General features: G+C 76.7%; 17 protein-coding genes and 1 pseudogene. 8 read left to right on the top strand and 10 right to left on the bottom strand.

The genetic code is table 11. The features are described 5' to 3' along the window. Nucleotides 1–177 precede the first annotated feature (177 nt). Both D0Z06_RS10265 and D0Z06_RS10270 read right to left on the bottom strand, forming a co-directional pair. Complete coding sequence (locus D0Z06_RS10265; RefSeq protein ID WP_117377269.1) at nucleotides 178–582, bottom strand: type II toxin-antitoxin system VapC family toxin; 405 nt, start codon at nucleotides 580–582, stop codon at nucleotides 178–180. After that, complete coding sequence (locus D0Z06_RS10270) at nucleotides 569–799, bottom strand: FitA-like ribbon-helix-helix domain-containing protein (RefSeq protein ID WP_117377270.1); 231 nt, start codon at nucleotides 797–799, stop codon at nucleotides 569–571. The genes D0Z06_RS10265 and D0Z06_RS10270 overlap by 14 nt, the downstream gene beginning before the upstream one ends. 608 nt (nucleotides 800–1,407) lie before the next feature. On the opposite strand from D0Z06_RS10270, the gene D0Z06_RS10275 reads away from it, so the two are divergent. Beyond that, on the top strand, nucleotides 1,408–2,094 hold the full coding sequence (locus D0Z06_RS10275; RefSeq protein ID WP_117377271.1) for a DNA alkylation repair protein: 687 nt from the start codon (nucleotides 1,408–1,410) through the stop codon (nucleotides 2,092–2,094). Between the two features lie 140 nt (nucleotides 2,095–2,234). Then, nucleotides 2,235–2,696: an NAD(+)--rifampin ADP-ribosyltransferase gene (gene arr / locus D0Z06_RS10280; RefSeq protein WP_117377272.1), complete on the top strand. Its 462-nt coding sequence runs from the start codon at nucleotides 2,235–2,237 to the stop codon at nucleotides 2,694–2,696. A gap of 33 nt (nucleotides 2,697–2,729) precedes the next feature. Here the strand turns inward: arr and D0Z06_RS10285 are convergent, their stop codons facing one another. The 4 genes from D0Z06_RS10285 to D0Z06_RS10300 are packed head-to-tail and all read right to left on the bottom strand — an operon-like array spanning nucleotide 2,730 to nucleotide 6,820. Then, nucleotides 2,730–4,337, bottom strand: coding sequence for a GMC oxidoreductase (locus D0Z06_RS10285; protein ID WP_117377273.1), 1,608 nt, complete (start codon nucleotides 4,335–4,337; stop codon nucleotides 2,730–2,732). 13 nt (nucleotides 4,338–4,350) lie between these two features. Continuing rightward, nucleotides 4,351–5,283, bottom strand: a complete 933-nt coding sequence (locus D0Z06_RS10290) for a cyclase family protein (RefSeq protein WP_158579930.1) — start codon at nucleotides 5,281–5,283, stop codon at nucleotides 4,351–4,353. After that, nucleotides 5,280–6,101, bottom strand: coding sequence for a glucose 1-dehydrogenase (locus D0Z06_RS10295; protein ID WP_117377275.1), 822 nt, complete (start codon nucleotides 6,099–6,101; stop codon nucleotides 5,280–5,282). The genes D0Z06_RS10290 and D0Z06_RS10295 overlap by 4 nt, the downstream gene beginning before the upstream one ends. Then, a complete protein-coding gene (locus tag D0Z06_RS10300; RefSeq protein ID WP_117377276.1) occupies nucleotides 6,098–6,820 on the bottom strand; it encodes a hypothetical protein in 723 nt (240 codons plus the stop codon). Before D0Z06_RS10300 ends, D0Z06_RS10295 begins: the two co-directional genes overlap by 4 nt. 56 nt (nucleotides 6,821–6,876) lie before the next feature. Between D0Z06_RS10300 and D0Z06_RS10305 the strand changes: the two genes are divergently transcribed. Next, nucleotides 6,877–7,794 carry a ribonuclease Z gene (locus D0Z06_RS10305; protein WP_117377277.1) on the top strand — a complete coding sequence of 306 codons (918 nt, stop codon included), beginning with the start codon at nucleotides 6,877–6,879 and terminating at the stop codon, nucleotides 7,792–7,794. A gap of 61 nt (nucleotides 7,795–7,855) precedes the next feature. Here the strand turns inward: D0Z06_RS10305 and D0Z06_RS10310 are convergent, their stop codons facing one another. Then, nucleotides 7,856–9,265: a cation:dicarboxylate symporter family transporter gene (locus D0Z06_RS10310; protein WP_117377278.1), complete on the bottom strand. Its 1,410-nt coding sequence runs from the start codon at nucleotides 9,263–9,265 to the stop codon at nucleotides 7,856–7,858. A 136-nt stretch (nucleotides 9,266–9,401) separates the two neighbouring features. Here D0Z06_RS10310 and D0Z06_RS10315 point away from each other — a divergent pair, with 136 nt between their 5' ends. After that, entirely contained in the window at nucleotides 9,402–11,021 is a 1,620-nt protein-coding gene (locus D0Z06_RS10315; RefSeq protein WP_233517587.1) for a sensor histidine kinase, read from the top strand. Further along, nucleotides 11,018–11,701, top strand: a complete 684-nt coding sequence (locus tag D0Z06_RS10320) for a response regulator (RefSeq protein ID WP_233517588.1) — start codon at nucleotides 11,018–11,020, stop codon at nucleotides 11,699–11,701. The genes D0Z06_RS10315 and D0Z06_RS10320 overlap by 4 nt, the downstream gene beginning before the upstream one ends. 37 nt (nucleotides 11,702–11,738) lie before the next feature. Here the strand turns inward: D0Z06_RS10320 and D0Z06_RS10325 are convergent, their stop codons facing one another. The 3 genes from D0Z06_RS10325 to D0Z06_RS10335 are packed head-to-tail and all read right to left on the bottom strand — an operon-like array spanning nucleotide 11,739 to nucleotide 15,367. Beyond that, nucleotides 11,739–13,493, bottom strand: a complete 1,755-nt coding sequence (locus D0Z06_RS10325; protein ID WP_117377280.1) for a SigE family RNA polymerase sigma factor — start codon at nucleotides 13,491–13,493, stop codon at nucleotides 11,739–11,741. Nucleotides 13,494–13,508: 15 nt separating this feature from the next. Next, the gene (locus D0Z06_RS10330) at nucleotides 13,509–14,876 is read right to left on the bottom strand and encodes an FAD-binding oxidoreductase (RefSeq protein WP_117377281.1); all 1,368 of its coding nucleotides are present in this window, start codon (nucleotides 14,874–14,876) and stop codon (nucleotides 13,509–13,511) included. A 29-nt stretch (nucleotides 14,877–14,905) separates the two neighbouring features. Beyond that, nucleotides 14,906–15,367 (bottom strand): RidA family protein, encoded by a 462-nt coding sequence (locus tag D0Z06_RS10335; protein ID WP_117377282.1) that lies wholly within the window; start codon nucleotides 15,365–15,367, stop codon nucleotides 14,906–14,908. An 87-nt stretch (nucleotides 15,368–15,454) separates the two neighbouring features. On the opposite strand from D0Z06_RS10335, the gene D0Z06_RS10340 reads away from it, so the two are divergent. The 3 genes and pseudogenes from D0Z06_RS10340 to mug all read left to right on the top strand — a co-directional run bounded on the left by D0Z06_RS10340 (nucleotide 15,455) and on the right by mug (nucleotide 17,924). Next, a complete protein-coding gene (locus tag D0Z06_RS10340; protein ID WP_117377283.1) occupies nucleotides 15,455–16,849 on the top strand; it encodes a thioredoxin domain-containing protein in 1,395 nt (464 codons plus the stop codon). After that, nucleotides 16,846–17,364: pseudogene (locus D0Z06_RS26920) on the top strand (UGSC family (seleno)protein). The gene D0Z06_RS10340 and the pseudogene D0Z06_RS26920 overlap by 4 nt, the downstream one beginning before the upstream one ends. Next, on the top strand, nucleotides 17,361–17,924 hold the full coding sequence (gene mug, locus D0Z06_RS10355) for a G/U mismatch-specific DNA glycosylase (protein WP_117377286.1): 564 nt from the start codon (nucleotides 17,361–17,363) through the stop codon (nucleotides 17,922–17,924). Before D0Z06_RS26920 ends, mug begins: the two are co-directional and overlap by 4 nt. The last annotated feature ends 156 nt before the right edge of the window (nucleotides 17,925–18,080 follow it).

Consider the following 18,080-nt stretch of genomic DNA (forward strand, 5'->3'; position numbering starts at 1 on the left):
CGAGGCGGAGATGAAGGACGCCCCCGACCGCCTGCAGTGGGCGATGAACCACTGCCTGGCCCAGCTCGGATCGAGCACGCCGAGCACCGCGCCCGGGCGATCGACATCGGGGAGCGCGGCCCGTGCGCTCGCCCACCGGCACGCGGAGCCGGCCCGTGCGGGGCGGGGGGGAGCCGGTCAGGCCGGCGGCGGCCCGACGACCTCCACGCGGCACCGGGTTCCGGGCGCCCGCGCCAGCCGGGCGTCCGCCGTGACCAGCGCAACGGCGAGTGCCTCGGCCAGGGCGACGTAGGCGGCGTCGTACGAGCTCAGGTTCTCCCGCAGTTCCCAGCAGCGCCCGAGCAGGGCCCGGTGGGGCGCTCGCCGCACCGGCAGGTCGGTCAGGTCGGTCAGGGCCTGCTCCGCGCGCCGGAGGGGCAGGTGCCCACCCCGCTGCTGCCGGCGGAGCACGGACAGCACCTCGAGGTCCAGGAGCTCCGGCGCCGCCAGTGTCTCCCCGCGCAGCCGGGCGCGAGCGAGGTCGCCGTCGGCGCCGTCGTCCGCCAGTGCGGTCACCAGCACGCTGGCATCAACGACGATCACGGTCCGCCCGGATCGTGGACACCGACGCGGCGAACGGCACGGAGCCGCCGGCTCGGCCGCCGGCACGCTCCAGCACCTCGTCCACCGTGGCGAGGCCGGCCTCCTCGATCAGCCGCGCACGCAGGTACTCCTGCAGCGACTGGTGCGCGGCCGCGGCCCGGCGCCGGAGCACGGCGTGGGTCTCGGCCGGCACGTCCTTGATCTGCACGCTGGGCATGGCGCCATTCTGGCGCTGGCGGCGCCAGAACGCCAGCCCATGCCGGCCCTGCGGGTCCGATGGCCGGCTGCTCCTGCTCCTGATCCACCCGGCGCCGGGCCTGCCGGGGTGACGCCGCGACGCGAGGATCCCGCCCCGCCGAGCGCGGGGAGCGGCGAGCGGCGAGCGGTGGTGATTCAGATTCGCGGGAACCGGCGCCGGGCTCGACCCCGCCGGCGGGCGCTTCTGGTAGCCACGAGCGCCTCCGCGGGAACGCGGTCAAGGCCTCGGCCTTGCTGCGTTCCCGCGGAGACGTTCCCGCGGAGACGTTCCCGCGGAGACGTTCCCGCGGAGACGTTCCCGCGGAGACGTTCCCGCGGAGACGTTCCCGCGGAGACGTTCCCGCGGAGACGTTCCCGCGGAGACGTTCCCGCGGAGACGTTCCCGCGGAGACGTTCGTTCCCGCGGAGACGTTCCCGCGGAGACGTTCCCGCGGAGACGTCGGTCGCTGGGGGCCGGTCCGTCGCGGCGTGCTCGCCTTCGAGCCGGACCGAGGGCAGGATCGGCCGCACAGGAGCCCCGAACCGTCGTCGTGGTCTGGTTCCCTGCGCGGTGGAGAGGAGGCCGAGATGACGCAGACGGCCGCGACCGGGCTGACGGTCGCCGAGGTGATGGCCGAGCTGGCCGCGCTCGAGGACCCCAGGATCCGCGAGGTGAACGAGCGGCACGGCGACGACCACGGCGTGAACCTAGGCGCCCTGCGGGCGCTCGCCAAGCGGCTGAAGACCCAGCAGGACCTCGCGCGCGACCTGTGGGCGACCGGGGAGTCGGCGGCGCGGCTGCTGGCGATCCTGATCTGCCGCCCGAAGGCGTTCGAGCGCGAGGAGCTGGACGCCATGCTGCGCCAGGCGCGGACGCCCAAGGTGCACGACTGGCTGGTGAGCTACGTGGTCGCGAGGAGCCCGCACGCGGAGGAGCTGCGCCGGGCCTGGTCCGCCGACCCGGACCCGGTGGTCGCGAGCGCCGGCTGGGCGCTGACCACGGCGCGTGTGGCGAGGAAGCCCGACGGCCTCGACCTCCCCGGGCTCCTCGACGTCATCGAGGCGGAGATGAAGGGTGCCCCGGACCGCCTGCAGTGGGCGATGAACCACTGCCTGGCCCAGATCGGGATCGAGCACGCCGAGCACCGCGCCCGGGCGATCGACATCGGGGAGCGCCTGGAGGTGCTGAAGGACTACCCGACGCCCCCGAACTGCACGTCCCCGTACGCGCCGATCTGGATCACCGAGATGGTGAGCCGGCAGGGCAACGGGTAGGCGCCTCGCCCCGAGGCGGGACCAGCCGGCCGGACGGCTGACCCGGAGCCACGTCCGCAGGGTGAGCCGGACGGCTGCCCTCGAGCGACCCGCTCACCCGAGGCGCCTCCGCGACCGCGACAGCTGAGAAGAGGACGGCGATGGGCGAGACCAGCGGCACCCGTGCCCCCGTGACCTACGAGCGCTGCGCGCACATCGAGGGACCCTTCTACCACGGGACGAGGTCCGCGCTCGAGGTCGGCGACGAGCTGCTCCCCGGCCACGGCTCGAACTTCCAGGAGGGCCGGGTGTCGAACCACGTCTACTTCGCCGCCCTCGTGGGCACGGCCGCATGGGGAGCCGAACTGGCGGCAGCGCTGGCCGGGGACGGGGAGCGGGGACGCATCTACGTCGTGGAGCCCCTGGGCCCCTTCGAGGACGACCCGAACGTGACCGACAAGAGGTTCCCCGGCAACCCCACGCAGTCCTACCGCACCCGCCACCCGCTGCGCGTCGTCGACGAGGTGGCCGGCTGGCAGGGGCATGCCCCGGAGCTGGTGGAGGGGATGCTGGACCACCTGGCCCGGCTGCGGGAGCAGGGACTCGACGTCATCGAGGACTAAGCGCACCCCTCGCTCCCCGGGCCGCCGCGCCGGTCAGGCCCGCACGGTCACCTCCGGCTCCACCCGCGGCGGCGGGACAGCGCGGGCCGTCGCGCCGGCGCCCAGCCGCTCGGCGATCCGGTCAGCCACCCGCAGCGCGTTGGCGACGATCGTCAGCGTCGGGTTCACCGCCGTGCTGGAGACGAAGAACGACGAGTCGGCGACGTAGAGGTTGTCCACCTCGTGCATCCGGCAGTCGAGGTCCAGCGGGGCGGACGACGGGTCCGGGCCGAAGCGGATCGTCCCGTTCTGGTGCGCCACCCCGCCGATGCCGAGCTGGCCGCCGGCGTAGGTGCGGTTCTCGTGCACGTCGGACTCGCAGCGCATCGCGTCCAGCAGGCCCTCCAGCCGCATCCGCAGCCGGGCCACCTCGGCCGCGTTGGTCCGCCGGTAGTGCAGGCTGATCCGCCCGTCGCGGTCGACGGTCACCCGGTTCTCGTCCAGCGGCAGGTCCTCGGTGGTCAACCAGAAGTCGATCGAGTGCCGGGCCAGGTCGGCCGGGTCCCGGGCGTCGGGGACGTCGAAGCCGATGAGGACGGCGTCGCTCTTGCCGTTCATCTGGATGGAGCCGACCGGGTACTCCCAGCCGGGGTCGAACGGGTCGGACCAGTAGAAGTCGTTGACCCCGAGCGTCTTCTGGAACCGGGTCGGGTTCGGCGTCCGCGAGAACGCGACCAGGCCCGAGTTGTTGTGCAGCATCAGGTGCCGGCCGACGTGCCCGGAGCCGTTGCCCAGGCCGGCCGGGTGCCGGTCCGACGTCGAGGACAGCAGCAGCGCCGCCGAGTTGATCGCCCCGGCGGCGAGGACGACGACGTCGGCGGTGTACTCCTCCCGCTCGCCGTCCCGGTCGACGACGACCCGCGAGACGCTGCGCCCGGTCGGGTCGGTCTCCAGCCGGACGACCCGGGCGCGGGTCCGCAGCTGCACGTCCGGGTACCGCAGCGCGGGCTCGACGGTCATCACCTGCGCGTCGGCCTTGCCGTTGACCAGGCACGGGAACCCGTCGCAGGTCGCGCAGCGGATGCACGCCGACAGGTGCGGTCGGGCCTCGTCGAGCAGGATGCCGTTGGGCAGGGAGAAGGGGTGCAGCCCGGCCGCGGTGAGGTCGGCACGCAGCTGGGCGATGCGCGGCTCGTCGCTGATCGCCGGCCACGGGTAGGGCCCGCTCGCCGGCGGGTCGTCCGGGTCCTCGCCGCGGGTGCCGTGCACCTGGTACAGCGCCTCGGCGCGGTCGTAGTACGGCGCGAGGTCGGCGTAGGAGATCGGCCAGGCCGGGGAGACGCCGTCCACGTGCTGCACGGGGCCGAAGTCGCGCTCCCGGAAGCGGTAGAGGATCGCGCCGTAGAACTTGGTGTTCCCGCCGACGTAGTAGTGCTGCTTCGGGGTGAACCGGCGGCCGTCGGCGCCGTCGGTCCACTGCCCGCTGTTGGCGTAGCGCTTGTCCGCCCACAGCGCCTGCGGGTCCCAGTTCTGCGGTTCGCGGCGCAGCCGGTCGCCGCGCTCCAGCAGCAGCACCCTCTTCCCGGTCGGGGCGAGCGCCCAGGCGACGGCACCACCGCCGGCACCCGACCCGATGACGACGACGTCGGCGTGCTCGCTCATGGCGGACCTCTCCTCAGGTGATCGCGAGCGGGGTGACCCAGGCGCCGGTGGCGCCGAGCAGCTTGGCGTGGCTGACCACGAGGCAGAACTCGCGCAGCCCGGCGGCGGCCGCCTCGGCCAGCCGCAGGTTCTCCAGCACGACCACGCCGTGCCGGACGTTCAGCGTCTGAGGGACGACGAACGGCTCATCGGGGTCCTCCGGAGGCACCGGCCCGTAGCTCCAGGTGTCGCACCCGGTGAGCGCGACCCGCTGCGCGGCCAGCCACCCCGCCAGCTCCAGGCCCGGGCCGGGCTCGCCCGCGCCGTAGCCGGCCGGGTCGTCGTCCCAGAGCCGCCCCCAGCCGGTGTGGAACAGCACGGCGTCCCCCGGCCGCAGCCGCCGGCCGCCGAGCGCGGCCTCGGCGTCGGCGACGGTGACCACGTCGCCGGGCTCGAGGGCGGCGACCCCGCGGGCCGCGGCCACGTCGAGCAGCAGCCCGCGGGTGACGACCTGCGGCAGGGAGTCCACGCCCAGCCGGCTGGTGCCGTGCTCCTCGGCGATGTCGGCCAGCCGGTGGCCGTTGTACGTGCGGTCGCCGACCTGCAGGTGGTTGAGCGCGTCCAGGTGCGTGCCCATCTGCTGGGTGGCGGTGACCTGCTCGACCACCCAGTTGACCGCGTTGCGGCCCCAGCCCTCGGGGGTCCCGCCCGGCCGGCGGCGGTTGACGGCGTGGGCGTTGGTGGTCAGGTACGAGCGGTAGGTGCGGCCGGGGAACGCCGGCACCCCGGCGTGCAGCACGTGCGCCAGGTCGAGCACCCGGCCGGTGCGGACCAGCGACACCGCCGCCAGCACCGTCGCCGGCGTGATCTCGTTGAGCGCGCCGGCCTGGTCGTCCGCGCCCCACCGCGAGGGGAACCACCCCGCCGTCCGCTCCGCGACGGGCGGCGAGGTGCCGACGGCGGTCACTCCGAGGACCAGGTGGTCTCGAACGACGGGTAGAGCGTCAGCCCGCCGTCGACGAACAGCGTCTGGCCGGTGATGTAGGCGGCCTCGTCGGAGCACAGGAACGCGGTGACCGCGGCCATCTCCTCGGCGTCGCCGGCCCGGCGCATCGGGATGTGGCTCTCCACCATGCGCCGCTTGACCGGGTCGTCGATCCACGAGCGGTTGATCGGCGTGACCGTGGCGCCCGGGCCGACGCCGTTGACCCGGATGCCGCGGGCGGCGTACTCCAGCGCCAGGGTGCGGGTCAGGTTCTGCATGCCGCCCTTGGACACCGAGTAGCCCACGAACCGCGGCTTCGGGATCACCTGGTGCACGCTCGAGACGTTGACGATGCTCCCCGGCCGGTCCGCCCGCAGCCACGCGCGGATGGCCTGCTGGCTGCACAGGAACGCCCCGCGCAGGTTGACCGCCAGCACCTTGTCGAAGGCGGCGACGTCGAGCTCGTCGCTGTCGGCGGCGACCTGGATGCCGGCGTTGTTGACGAGCAGGTCGACCCGGCCGTACTCGCCGAGCACCCGGTCGAACATCGCGGCGACCTGGTCCTCCTGCGAGACGTCGGCGGCGACCAGCAGCGGCCGGGTGCCGGCCGCCGACATCTCCTTCATGCAGATCTCGACGCCGTGCTCGATGGCCTCCCGGGTCTCCTCCGCGCCCTGCGGCGGGCCGACGTAGTTGATCGCCACGTCGACGCCCTCCTGGCCCAGCCGGATGGCGATGGCCTGGCCGATGCCGGAGCTCCCGCCGGTCACCAGCGCCGTCCTGCCCTGCAGTCCCTTCATGACCTGCTCCTGTCGGTGCGTGCTGCCTCGGTCCGTGCCTCGTCGATGCGTGCCTTGGCCTGGAGGAAGAAGTCGAGGACGTCGTCGGCGGCGGGGACCTGCGCGGCGGTGCGCACGGCGCCGAACGGCGCGGTCCAGAAGTCCCGGTCGACGTCGGGGCCGGCGGGCCGGCCCTCGTGCGGGCCGGCGTAGGCGTAGGGCTCGGGGACGGCGTCGTCGCCGGGGGAGACGCCGTAGTTCACCGCGTCGTGCGTGATGCCGAGGTCGAGGTGCTCGGGCCACAGCACCGGCTCCTGCGGGCTGCCGAGCGCGGCGGCCAGCCGGCGCAGGGCGGCGTCGCCGAGGGCGTACCAGGCGGCCAGGGTCGCGGCCGCCTCGAGGTCGACGGGCAGCGGCGCGTCCGGGTCCGACGAGGTCGCCGGGGTGTAGCTGCCGGTCAGGCCGGGCCGGACGCCGGCGGCCGCGGCGACCTCGCGCAGCGTCGTCAGCGGCGTCCCGCTGCGGCCGTCGGGGCCGGTGACCACCAGCCGGTCACCGACGACGGCGAGCTGCCGGCCGTCGACGCCGGCGGTGGTGCCGAACCCGCCGGGGAGGGCGCGCAGCCGGATCGTCCCGGCGGCGGCGTACTGGCCGGCGGCGAGGACGTGCTCGGCCACCCGGTGCCAGCTCTCCCGGGTGGCGGGGGCCGCGGATCGGTCTCGGGTCTCGGTGGGTGTCACGAGGCTGTGGTCTGCCGCGGCGGCGGGACGTTACGCCCCCGCCTACGGTCGGCGGGGTGACGGTCCGCGAGCTCGTCGTCCTCGGCACCGCCAGCCAGGTCCCGACCCGCACTCGCAACCACAACGGGTACCTGCTGCGCTGGGACGGGCAGGGGCTGCTGTTCGACCCCGGGGAGGGCACGCAGCGGCAGATGCTGCTCGCGGGCGTCCCGAGCAGCGCGGTCACGCGGATCTGCCTGACCCACTTCCACGGCGACCACTGCCTCGGCCTGCCGGGCGTGGTGCAGCGCATGTCGCTGGACGGCGTGACCCGGCCGGTACCGGTGCACTCCCCGGCGTCCGGGCGGCCCTTCCTCGACCGGCTGCTGGCCGCATCGGCCTTCCGCGACGTCACCGACCTGCGCCCCGAGCCGGTGCGGGAGGACGGCGTCCTCGACCCCGGCCCGCCCGTGCTGGAGGCATGCCGCCTGGACCACGCGGTCGACGCCGTCGGCTACCGCCTGGTCGAGCCGGATGGCCGCCGCATGCTGCCCGACCGGCTGGCCGCGGCGGGGATCGCCGGTCCCGACGTCGGCCGGCTGCAGCGCGAGGGGGTGCTCGACACCGGCGGCCGGACGGTGCGGCTGGCGGAGGTCAGCGCGCCGCGGCCGGGTCAGCGGTTCGCCTTCGTGATGGACACCCGGCTCTGCGACGGCATGCACACCCTCGCCGACGGCGCCGACCTGCTCGTCGTCGAGGCCACCTTCCTGCACGAGGACGCCGCCCTCGCCCACGAGTACGGGCACCTCACCGCCCGCCAGGCGGCCGGGGTGGCCGCGGAGTGCGGGGTGCGCCGGCTGGTGCTCACCCACTTCTCGCAGCGCTACCCCGACCCCCGGGCGTTCCGCGACGAGGCGGCCGCCGTCTTCGCCGGGGACCTGGTCGTCGCCGAGGACCTCGCGACCGTGCCGCTGCCCCCGCGCCGGGCCCCGTAGACGCGGGCGGGCCGGCACCGGTGTTCCCGGTGCCGGCCCCGGCCCGTGCGGGCGGTGCGGGTCAGCGCAGCGACGCCTGCGCCAGCTCCCGCTCCTCGGCCGCGGCGTCGCGGTCGCCGGGCCCGGCGGCGGTCGCCGAGGTCGGCAGCTCCGCGGCGCCGTGCTCGTCGTCGAGCATGGTGGCCTCGTCGAACGGGGCGCTGCCGGAGAGCGCGGCCGACAGCTGCTCGCGGTCCAGCTCGCGGGTCCAGGTGGCGACCAGCACGGTGGCCACCGCGTTGCCGGCGAAGTTGGTCAGCGCCCGGGCCTCGGACATGAACCGGTCGATGCCGACGATGAGGCCGACGCCGTCGAGCAGGTCCGGCCGGTGCGCCGAGAGCCCGCCGGCCAGGGTGGCCAGACCCGCGCCGGTGACGCCGGCCGCGCCCTTGGAGGCGACGATCATGAACAGCAGCAGGCCGACCTGCTCGCCGACCGACAGCGGGTCGCCCAGCGCCGTGGCGATGAACAGCGAGGCCATCGTCAGGTAGATGGCGGTGCCGTCGAGGTTGAACGAGTACCCGGTCGGGACGACGATCCCGGCGACCGGCTTGCTCACGCCGGCGTGCTCCATCTTCGCGATCAGCCGGGGCAGCGCGGTCTCCGAGGAGGAGGTCGACACGATGAGCAGGAACTCCCGGCCGAGGTAGCGCAGCAGGCTGAAGAGGTTGACCCCGGCGACCAGACGCAGCAGCAGGCCGAGGACGACGACCACGAACAGGCCGCAGGTCGCGTAGAAGCCCAGCATGATCACCGCGAGGCTCTTCAGCGCGTCGACGCCGGTCTCGCCGACGACGGCGGCGATCGCCCCGAAGGCGCCGACGGGGGCCGCCCACATGATCATGGCGAGGATGCGGAAGACCAGCTTCTGCAGGTGCCCGACGCCGCGCAGCAGCGGCTCACCGGCCGGCCCCATCGCCTGGATGGCGAACCCGACGAGCAGCGCGACGAGCAGCGCCTGCAGCACCGAGCCGTCGGTCAGCGCCGACAGCAGCGAGGTCGGGATGAGCCCCAGCAGGAAGTCCGTCGTCCCCCCGCTCTCGTGCGCGGTGGCCGCCAGCTCGGCGCCCTCGCCGCGCAGGTCCGCAGAGATCTGCAGCCCGTCGCCCGGGTGCAGCAGGTTGCCGACCACCAGGCCGATGGCCAGCGCCACCGTCGACATCAGCAGGAAGTAGCCGAGCGCCAGCCCGCCGACCCGGCCGACCTTGGCCGCCTGCCGGATCGAGCCGATGCCCAGCACGATGGTGCAGAAGATGACCGGCGCGATGATCATCTTGATCAGGCCGACAAACGCCGTCCCGATCCACTTGAGCCCGGCGGCGAACTCGGGGAACAGCAGGCCGACGCCGATGCCGGCGAGGACGGCGGCGATCACCGCGAGGTAGAGCCAGTGGGTGCGGTCGCGCCGGGCGACCGCTGCGGGGTGGGCCATGGGTGCTCCTGGGGATCGGCTGCGGGGAGTCGACCGGGAGGGCGACGCGGATCACGGTGCGGGATGCGGTGACCGCGGTCACGGATGCGTTCATTCCGTTCACGCCCCGCGCGCGGCAGCGCGGGACACTCGCTGCGTGCCCGCCTCCGCCCGTCCCCGCCCTCCGGGGGGCACCCGGCCCCGGGAGACCAGCCTGGCCCGCCGGCTGCTGGTGCTGCAGGCCGCGGTCGTCGGCGTCCTCGTCCTGGCGATGACCGTGGTGGCCTGGCTGGACGCGCGGGAGGCCGTGCGGGACACGGCCGAGGAGCAGACCGTCGCGGTCGTGGAGAGCATCGCCGACTCGCCGCTGGTGGCCGACGCGGTGGCCGGCCCGGACCCGACCGCGGTGCTGCAGCCCTACGTCGAGCAGGTCCGCGCCGACACCGGCATCTCCTTCGTCACCGTCCTCGCCCCCGACCGCACCCGCTGGACCCACCCCGACCCGGCGGAGATCGGCCGGCCGTTCCTGGGCACGATCGCCCCGGCGCTGGCCGGCCGGACCTTCACCGAGACCTACACCGGGACCCTGGGGCCCTCGGTGCGGACGACGGGCCCGGTGTTCGGCGCCGACGGCGAGGTGGTCGCGCTGGTGTCGGCGGGGGTCACCGTCGAGGCGATCGGCCGGGACCTGGCCGCCGCCGTCCCGGGGATCGCGGGCACCGCCGCGGCGACGGTGGCCGCCGGCGCGCTGGGCAGCTGGGCGCTGGCCCGCCGGCTGCGCCGGCAGACCCACGGGCTCTCCCCGGAGGCGCTGGCGCGGATGGTCGAGTACCACCACGGCGTGCTGCACGCCGTCCGGGAGGGCCTGCTCCTGGTGGACGCCGACGCGCGGGTGCAGCTGGTCAACGACGAGGCGCGGCGGCTGCTCGACCTCCCCGGTGACCCGACGGGGTGCCGGGTCACCGAGCTGGGCCTGCCCGCGGAGCTGGCCGAGGTGCTGGCCAGCCGCCGCACCGCCGTCGACGAGGTGCACCTGACCGGCAGCCGCGTGCTCGTGGTCAGCCAGGCCCCGCCGTCGGGCGCCGGCGGCGGCACGGTGGTGACCCTGCGCGACCGCACCGAGCTGCAGCGGCTGACCGGCGAGCTGGACAGCGTGCGCTCCTTCGCCGAGTCGCTGCGCGCGCAGGCGCACGAGGCGGCCAACCGGCTGCACACCACGGTCTCGCTCGTCGAGCTCGGCCGCACCGACGAGGCGGTCGAGTTCGCCACCGAGCAGCTGCGCACCGCGCAGGAGCTCACCGACCGGGTGGTCTCGGCGGTCGAGGAGCCGGTGCTGGCCGCGCTGCTGCTCGGGAAGGCGGCCACCGCGGCCGAGCGGGGGGTGCGGCTGGAGATCGACGCCGGCAGCGTCGGGGCGACCGGGCTGCCCGGCGGGGACCTGGTCACGGTGGTCGGCAACCTGCTGGACAACGCGATCGAGGCCGCGCTGGCCGGCGACCCGCCGCGGGAGGTCGAGGTCGGCCTCGAGGTGGTCGGGGGCGCGCTGGAGGTCCGGGTCGAGGACACCGGCCCCGGGATCGCTGCGGCCGACCTCGGGCGGGTGTTCCGGCGCGGCTGGACGACGAAGGCCGCCGACGGCGCGCCGCACGGGCTGGGCCTGGCGCTGGTGGCCGCCGTCGTGCGCCGGCACGGCGGCGAGCTGAGGGTGCGCCCGGGCCCGGGGGCGGAGTTCCGCGTGACCCTGCCGCTGCGGTCGCCGGCCGGGGCGGCGCCGTGACCCCCGGGGCCGGGATCTCCGTGCTGGTGGTGGAGGACGAGCCGGTCGCCGCGGAGGCGCACCGGGCCTACGTGGCCCGGACCCCGGGGTTCGCCGCGACCGCGGTCGCCGCCACCGGCGCGCAGGCCCTCGAGGCGCTGGCCCGCGGCCCGGTCGACCTGGTGCTGCTGGACATGAACCTCCCCGACACGCACGGCATCGAGCTGTGCCGGCGGATCCGCGCGGCGGGCGCGGACGTCGACGTCCTGGCGGTGACCTCCGCCCGCGAGCTGTCCACCGTGCGCGCGGCCGCGGCGCACGGCGTGGTCGGCTACCTGCTCAAGCCGTTCACCTACCCGGCGCTGCGCGACCGGCTGCTCGCCTACGCCGAGTACCGGGCGCGGCTGCGCGGCGGCGGCGACGCGGCCGGGCAGGACGAGGTGGACCGGGTGCTCGACGCGGTGCGCCCGTCCCGGTCGGCGCCGCTGCCCAAGGGGATGGGGCGGGAGACGCTGGACGCGGTGGTGGCCGCCGTCCGCGCCGGGGACGGGCTGTCGGCGGCCGAGACCGGGCAGGTGATCGGCGCGTCGCGGATCACCGCCCGGCGCTACCTGGAGTACCTGGCGGACACCGGGCTGGTCGAGCGCGCGCCGCGGTACGGCGGCACGGGCCGCCCGGAGCTGGAGTACCGCTGGCGCTGAGGAGCTGCGCCACCCACGGCACCCGCGCCCGCCGGGGTCACCCGGCCGGGCCGGGCCCGTAGTCGCCGAACGGGGCCGACGGCGCGGCCGCCACCGCCACCTCGGCGAGGGCCGCTCCCGTGGCGTCCCGGGTGCGCACCGTGCGGGCGCCCTCGGGCAGGGGCAGGGCCGCGCTGCCCCCCTCCAGCGGCGCGGTGCCGAGCACGGCCCCGCGCCGGTCCAGCACGGCCATCGACGCGGCCGCGTCCGGTGCGGTGACCACCAGCCAGCGCCCCGCGGGGGAGGGCTCGCGCTCGGGTTCGGAGAGGTCGCACACGCGGGCGACGACCAGCCGGGAGACCTCCGTGGTGCCGGGCGGGGTCTGCACACCGCAGGGCACCGCGCGGCCGGCCCCCGCCGGGCCCACCTGCGCCGCCCACGTGGTCACGACCAGCCCGCCCCCGGGGCTGCGGCCCACCACGACCACCGCCGTCCCGGGGACCTCGTCCAGAGGGAACCGGCCGGCCCACAGCAGGACCGGCTCCAGGACCTCGGGTTCCACGCCCAGGGGGACGGCGATCTCGCGCAGGGCCTGGGCGAGCACCCGATCGGCGGGCGGGGTGCCGCCGGGCCGCAGCGGCTCCAGGTCGGGCGCCTCCGGCGGCGGCAGCTCGCGGGGCCCGCCGACCCCCGAGCGCCACACCTCCCGGCCGTCCCGGGTCACGCGCACGCTCACGCCCGTGCCGCCGGCGGTGGTGGTCACCGGGACGACGGCGACCCCGGCCGCGTCGGCCACCGGCCGGTAGGTGCGCCCGACGGTCCCGCGCGGGCCGACCTGCAGCCGGTCGGAGACCTCCACCGCGTCACCGGGCGCGGCGACCACGACCAGCGACGCCGGCCCGGGCCCGCCGAGCAGCAGCGGGGCCGGCCGGCCGGGCCCCAGCGCCGGCGGCTGGAACGGGGCCAGCTCCGCGGGGTCGGCGCCGGGCGGCCCGGTGAGCCACACCCCGCGCAGGTCGTCGTCCACCCGGCCGACCAGGAGGGCCGCCCGGCCGTGCGGGGTGTCACCGGCGTACACCACGGTGCGGCGGTCCGGGGACGGCGCCACCCGCGCCCCCCAGCCGGCCTCCCGCACGGCGGCGAGGAAGGCGGCGTCCCCGGCGAGCGAGCCGCGGGTGGGGCCGGCGAGCACCGGCACCGACGGGTCCGGCGGCGCGGACGGGCCCGCCGGGGCGGCCGCGGTCGCCCCGGCGGGAGGACCCGGTGGGGTACCGCGCCCGGGTGCGACCAGCAGGGCGCCGACCGCCAGGGCGGCGACGGCCGCGCCCGCGACGCCGACCCGCCACCGCCGGGTGCGGCGGCGCCGGCGGAGCAGGTCGGCGACCGCGGCCTCGTCGGACAGCCGCCACCGCGCCGGCCCCGCGCGGGGACCCGCGGCCGCCCGGCCGAGCACGTCGGCCCGCCGGTGCGGCGGGAGGTCGGGCAGCACCCGCGCGAGCGGGCCGCCCGCGACGCCGTCCCCGACCCCGCCCGTGAGCCCGCCGTCCGGGAACCCGTCGTCCGCGGGCACCAGCGCCTGCCCGGCCCGCCCCCGCCGGCCGGCCGCGGCGTCGAGCAGCGCCTCCAGCGCGGCCCCCTCGGCCAGCCGGCCGCGGGTGACCGCCCGGGAGAGCGCGACCTGTACCAGCTCCTCGGCGCGCCCGGTGTCCCCGGTCAGCAGCCAGGCCGTGCGCAGCAGGGCCGGGAGCTCGGCCGCCACGGCCCGCTGCAGGTCGCCGTCCGCCGCGGTCCCGCGCGCCGCCCGCCGGCCCACGCCGCCCGCCGCGCCTCAGCAGAGGGCGCCGGGGTTCATGATCCCCAGCGGGTCCAGCGCGGCGCGCACCCGGCGGTTGAGCTCGAGCACGTCGGGCCCGAGCTGCTCGGGCAGGGCGGCCCGCTTGGTCCGCCCGACCCCGTGCTCGCCGGTGATGGTGCCGCCGCAGGCGATCGCCTCCCGCATGATGTCGGCGAAGGCGGCCTCCGCGCGGCGCACCGAGTCCGGGTCGCCGGGTTCGTAGCGGATCGCCGGGTGCAGGTTGCCGTCGCCGGCGTGGGCGAACACCGGGACGTCGACGCCGTGCCGCCGGGCCAGCTCGGCGATCCGGTCGAGGACGTCGGGGACGAGGTGCACCGGCACGCAGACGTCCTCGGCCATGAACGCGCCGAGGGCGTCGAGGGCCGGCCCTGCGGCCCGGCGGGCCTCGAGGAACATGTCGCCCTCGGCGGGGTCGTCGGTGCTGAGCACCTCCCGCGCGCCGGCCTCCCGGCAGCAGGCGGCCATGACCTCGACCTCCTCGGCGCGGGCGGCCCCGGGGGCGTCGGACTGCCCGACCAGCAGCGCGCCGGCGGTGCGGTCCAGGCCCAGGGGGCGGAAGTCCTCGACCGCGTTGACCGTCGCGCGGTCCATGAGCTCGAGCATCGCCGGGCGGACCCGCGCCCCCATCGCGGCCACGGCTGCCCCGGCCTGCTGCGGGGTGTCGAACCAGGCGACGACGGTGGCGGCGGGCGGCTGGGCGGGCAGCAGCCGGAGGACGACGCGGGTGACCACGCCCAGGGTGCCCTCGCTGCCCACGAACAGCTTGAGCAGCGGCAGCCCGGCGACGTCCTTGACCGTCGTCCCGCCGAGGGTGACCAGCCGGCCGTCGGGGAGCACGACGTCGAGGCCGAGGACGTAGTCGGTGGTGACGCCGTACTTCACGCAGCAGATGCCGCCGGCGTTGGTCGCCACGTTGCCGCCGACGGAGCTGATGCGGAACGAGCCGGGGTCCGGGGGGTACCACAGGCCGTGGACGGCGGCGGCCTCCTTCACCGCGACGTTGAGCGCGCCCGCCCCGGCGACGGCGATCCGCTGGACCGGGTCCACCTCGATCGCGGTCATCCGCTCGGTGCTGACCACCAGGCAGCCCTCGACCGCGGTGACGCCCCCGGCCAGCCCGCTGCCCGCACCGCGGGGCACCACGGGCACCCGGTGCTCGGCGGCCCAGCGCACCGCGGTCTGCACGTCGGCGGCCGACCCGGCCCGCACCACGGCCGCCGGGCGGCCGGCCGCGGGGGAGCGGGTCCAGTCGTCCCGGTAGGACTCGGTGAGGTCGGGTTCGGTGAGGACCGTGCCCGCGGGCAGGGCGTCGATGAGCTGGGCGAGAACGGCGTCGTCCATACCCGTAGCCAACCACCGCCGGCCCGCGCTCAGCGCACGAGGACGACGGCCTCCACCTCCACGGCGATGTCGAAGGGCAGCGCGGCCACGCCCACCGCGGAGCGGGCGCCCCGGCCGGCCTCGCCGAGGACCTCGACGAACAGGTCGGAGCAGCCGTCGACGACCGCGGGGGTCGCGGTGAAGCCCGGGGCGGTGTTCACCATGCCGAGGGTCTTCACCACCTGCCCGACCCGGTCGAGGTCGCCGAGCTCGGCGCGCAGCACGGCGAGGACCTGCAACCCGGTCAGGCGGGCCGCGCCCCGCGCGGTGTCCAGGTCCAGCCCGCCCGGGCCCACCTTGCCGGTGACCAGGCCCCCGTCGGGCAGGACCGGGCCCTGCCCGGACACGAAGAGCAGGTCGCCGGCGCGGGCGGCCGGCCGGTAGGTCCCCCCGGGGGCCATCGGCGCGGGCAGCTCGATGCCCAGCTCGCGCAGTCGCTCGTCGACGGTCATCCACCGACCCTGGCCGCGCGGGGCGCCCGGCGGAAGACCTCCCGGGGCGGGTCGTGCCCGACCGGCCCCGGGCGCTAGCGTCGACCCGTGCAGCTGCCCGACGGCCTGGTCGCCGTGGTCAAGCGCGACTGCCCGACGTGCGTGCTGGTGGAGCCGGTGCTCCGCGGCCTGGGCGCCGCCGTCTGGTGCCAGGACGACCCGGGTTGGTTCGCCGGTGACGACACCTCGCTGGAGCTGTCCTGGCGGCTGCGGGTGGAGACCGTCCCGACCCTGCTGCGCGTCGAGGGCGGCGCCGAGACGGCCCGGGTGGTCGGCTGGAGCCGGCCGCAGTGGGAGGAGCTCAGCGGGGTGAGCGGGCTGGGCGCCGGGCTGCCCGAGCACCGGCCCGGCTGCGGGTCCCTGTCGGTGGACCCCGACCGGGTGGACGCGCTCGAGGCCCGCTTCGGCGACGGGCTGGCCAGCCGGCGGGTGGAGCTCGCCGACCGCGAGGACGAGCACGAGGCGGCGTTCGCCCGCGGCTGGACCGACGGGTTGCCCGTCGTCCCGCCCACGCCCGAGCGGGTGCTGGCGATGCTGCGCGGCACCTCGCGGGACCCGGGTGAGGTGGTGGCCGTCGTCCCGCCCGACCTCGTGCCGTGCACGGTCGAGAAGGTCGCGGTCAACGCGGTGCTGGCCGGCTGCCGGCCCGAGCACCTGCCGGTGGTGCTCGCCGCGGTCGAGGCCGCCTGCGCCGACGAGTTCGCCCTGCACGGGCTGCTGGCCACCACCTACTTCTCCGGCCCCGTCGTCGTCGTCAACGGCCGCATCACCCGGCGGATCGGCATGAACAGCGGGGTGAACGCGCTCGGCCAGGGCAACCGGGCCAACGCCACGATCGGGCGGGCCCTGCAGCTCGTCGTCCGCAACGTCGGCGGCGGCCGGCCCGGTGAGGTGGACCGCGCGACGCTGGGCAACCCCGGCAAGTACACGTTCTGCTTCGCCGAGCGCGAGGAGGGCAGCCCGTTCGCGCCGCTGGCCGCCGACCGCGGGGTACCGGGCGACGCGGTCACCGTGTTCGCCGGCGCCGGGGTCCAGCCGGTGGTCGACCAGCTCAGCCGGGACCCCGGGTCGCTGGCCCGCACCTTCGCCGCCTGCCTGCGCTCGGTCGCCCACCCCAAGCTGGTGCTCGCCTTCGACGCGCTGCTGGTGGTCTCCCCGGAGCACGGCCGGGTGTTCCGCGGGGCCGGCTGGGACCGCGCCCGCCTGGTGGCCGAGCTGGAGCAGCTGCTCACCCTGCCGGTCGGGGAGCTGGTCCGCGGGGCCGGGGGGATGGCCGAGGGGATGCCGGCCGGGTCGGGTGCCGACGAGCTGCCCAAGTTCCGGCCGGGCGGGCTGCTGGTGGCGCACGCCGGCGGGGACGCCGGGCTGTTCAGCGCGGTGATCGGCGGCTGGGTGTCGGGGACCTCGGGCAGCGCGCCCGTGACCAGGGAGGTACGGACATGAGGACGGTCCTCGACCCGACCGGCGAGCGGGCGCCGGCGTCCCGGCAGCTGCGGCCACGGCCCGACGGGCTGGCGGGCCGCACGGTGGGGCTGCTGGACATCTCCAAGGCCCGCGGGGACGTCGTCCTCGACCGGCTGGCCGAGCTGCTCGAACGCGAGGGCGCGCGGGTGCTGCGCTTCCGCAAGCCCACCTTCGCCCGGCCGGCGCCGGTGGACCTGCGGCAGGAGATCGCCGAGCGCTGCGAGGTGGTCATCGAGGCACTGGCCGACTAGGGCTCGTGCACGTCGTGCAGTGTGCACGACATCGCCGACCTCGAGGCCCGCGGCGTGGTGGGGGTGTTCCTGGCCAGCGAGGCCTTCGCCGAGGCCGCCCGGGTGCAGGGGGAGTCGCTCGGCTTCCCGGCGCCGGTCGTCCTGGTGCCGCACCCGGTGCAGGACCGCACCGACGAGGAGCTGCGCGCCGTCGCCGAGGCGGTCGCGCCCGCGGTCGTGGCGGCGGTGACCGGACCCGCGTGACGGTCGCCGGCAAGCCGCTCCGGGACGTCGTCGCCCCGGACCTCGACGTCCTCTTCTGCGGCATCAACCCCTCGCTGCGCTCGGCGGAGGTCGGGCGCCACTTCGCCCGGCCGGGCAACCGCTTCTGGCCCGCCCTGCACCTGGCCGGGCTGACCCCGCGGCGGCTCACCCCCGCCGAGGACGGCGAGCTGCCGCGGTACGGCCTCGGCGTGACCAACCTGGTGGCGCGGCCGACCCGCACCGCGGCGGAGCTCACGCCCGCCGAGCTGGCGACGGGCGCGGAGCTGCTGGCGGCGCTGGTCGACACCTGGCGGCCCCGGGTGCTGGCGGTGCTGGGCATCACCGCGTACCGCACCGGGTTCGGCCGGCCGCGGGCGGTGCTGGGCCGTCAACCGGAGCGGATCGGCGGCGCCGAGACGTGGGTGGCGCCCAACCCGAGCGGGCTGAACGCGCACTTCCAGCTGCCGGACCTGGCGCGCGCCTACCGGGAGCTGCGGCCGGACGGGTGCCCGGGGCGTGCCGGGACCCCTCCTCCCGGTGCGCCCGCGGGTGGCTGCTGACGGGGACGACGACCGCCGGCGAGGCCGTGCGGGTCCGCGGGTGCGGCCTGTTCGACCTGCCCCCGGACGGGCGGATCCGGCGCAAGGACTCCTACTGGGAGATCGTCGGGTGCCCACCCGGGTGACGGCGGGCCGGCCGCCGCCCCCGGTGGCCGG

This window comes from Geodermatophilus marinus, from assembly GCF_003428645.1.
In the GTDB taxonomy this organism is placed as follows: Bacteria; Actinomycetota; Actinomycetes; order Mycobacteriales; family Geodermatophilaceae; genus Geodermatophilus.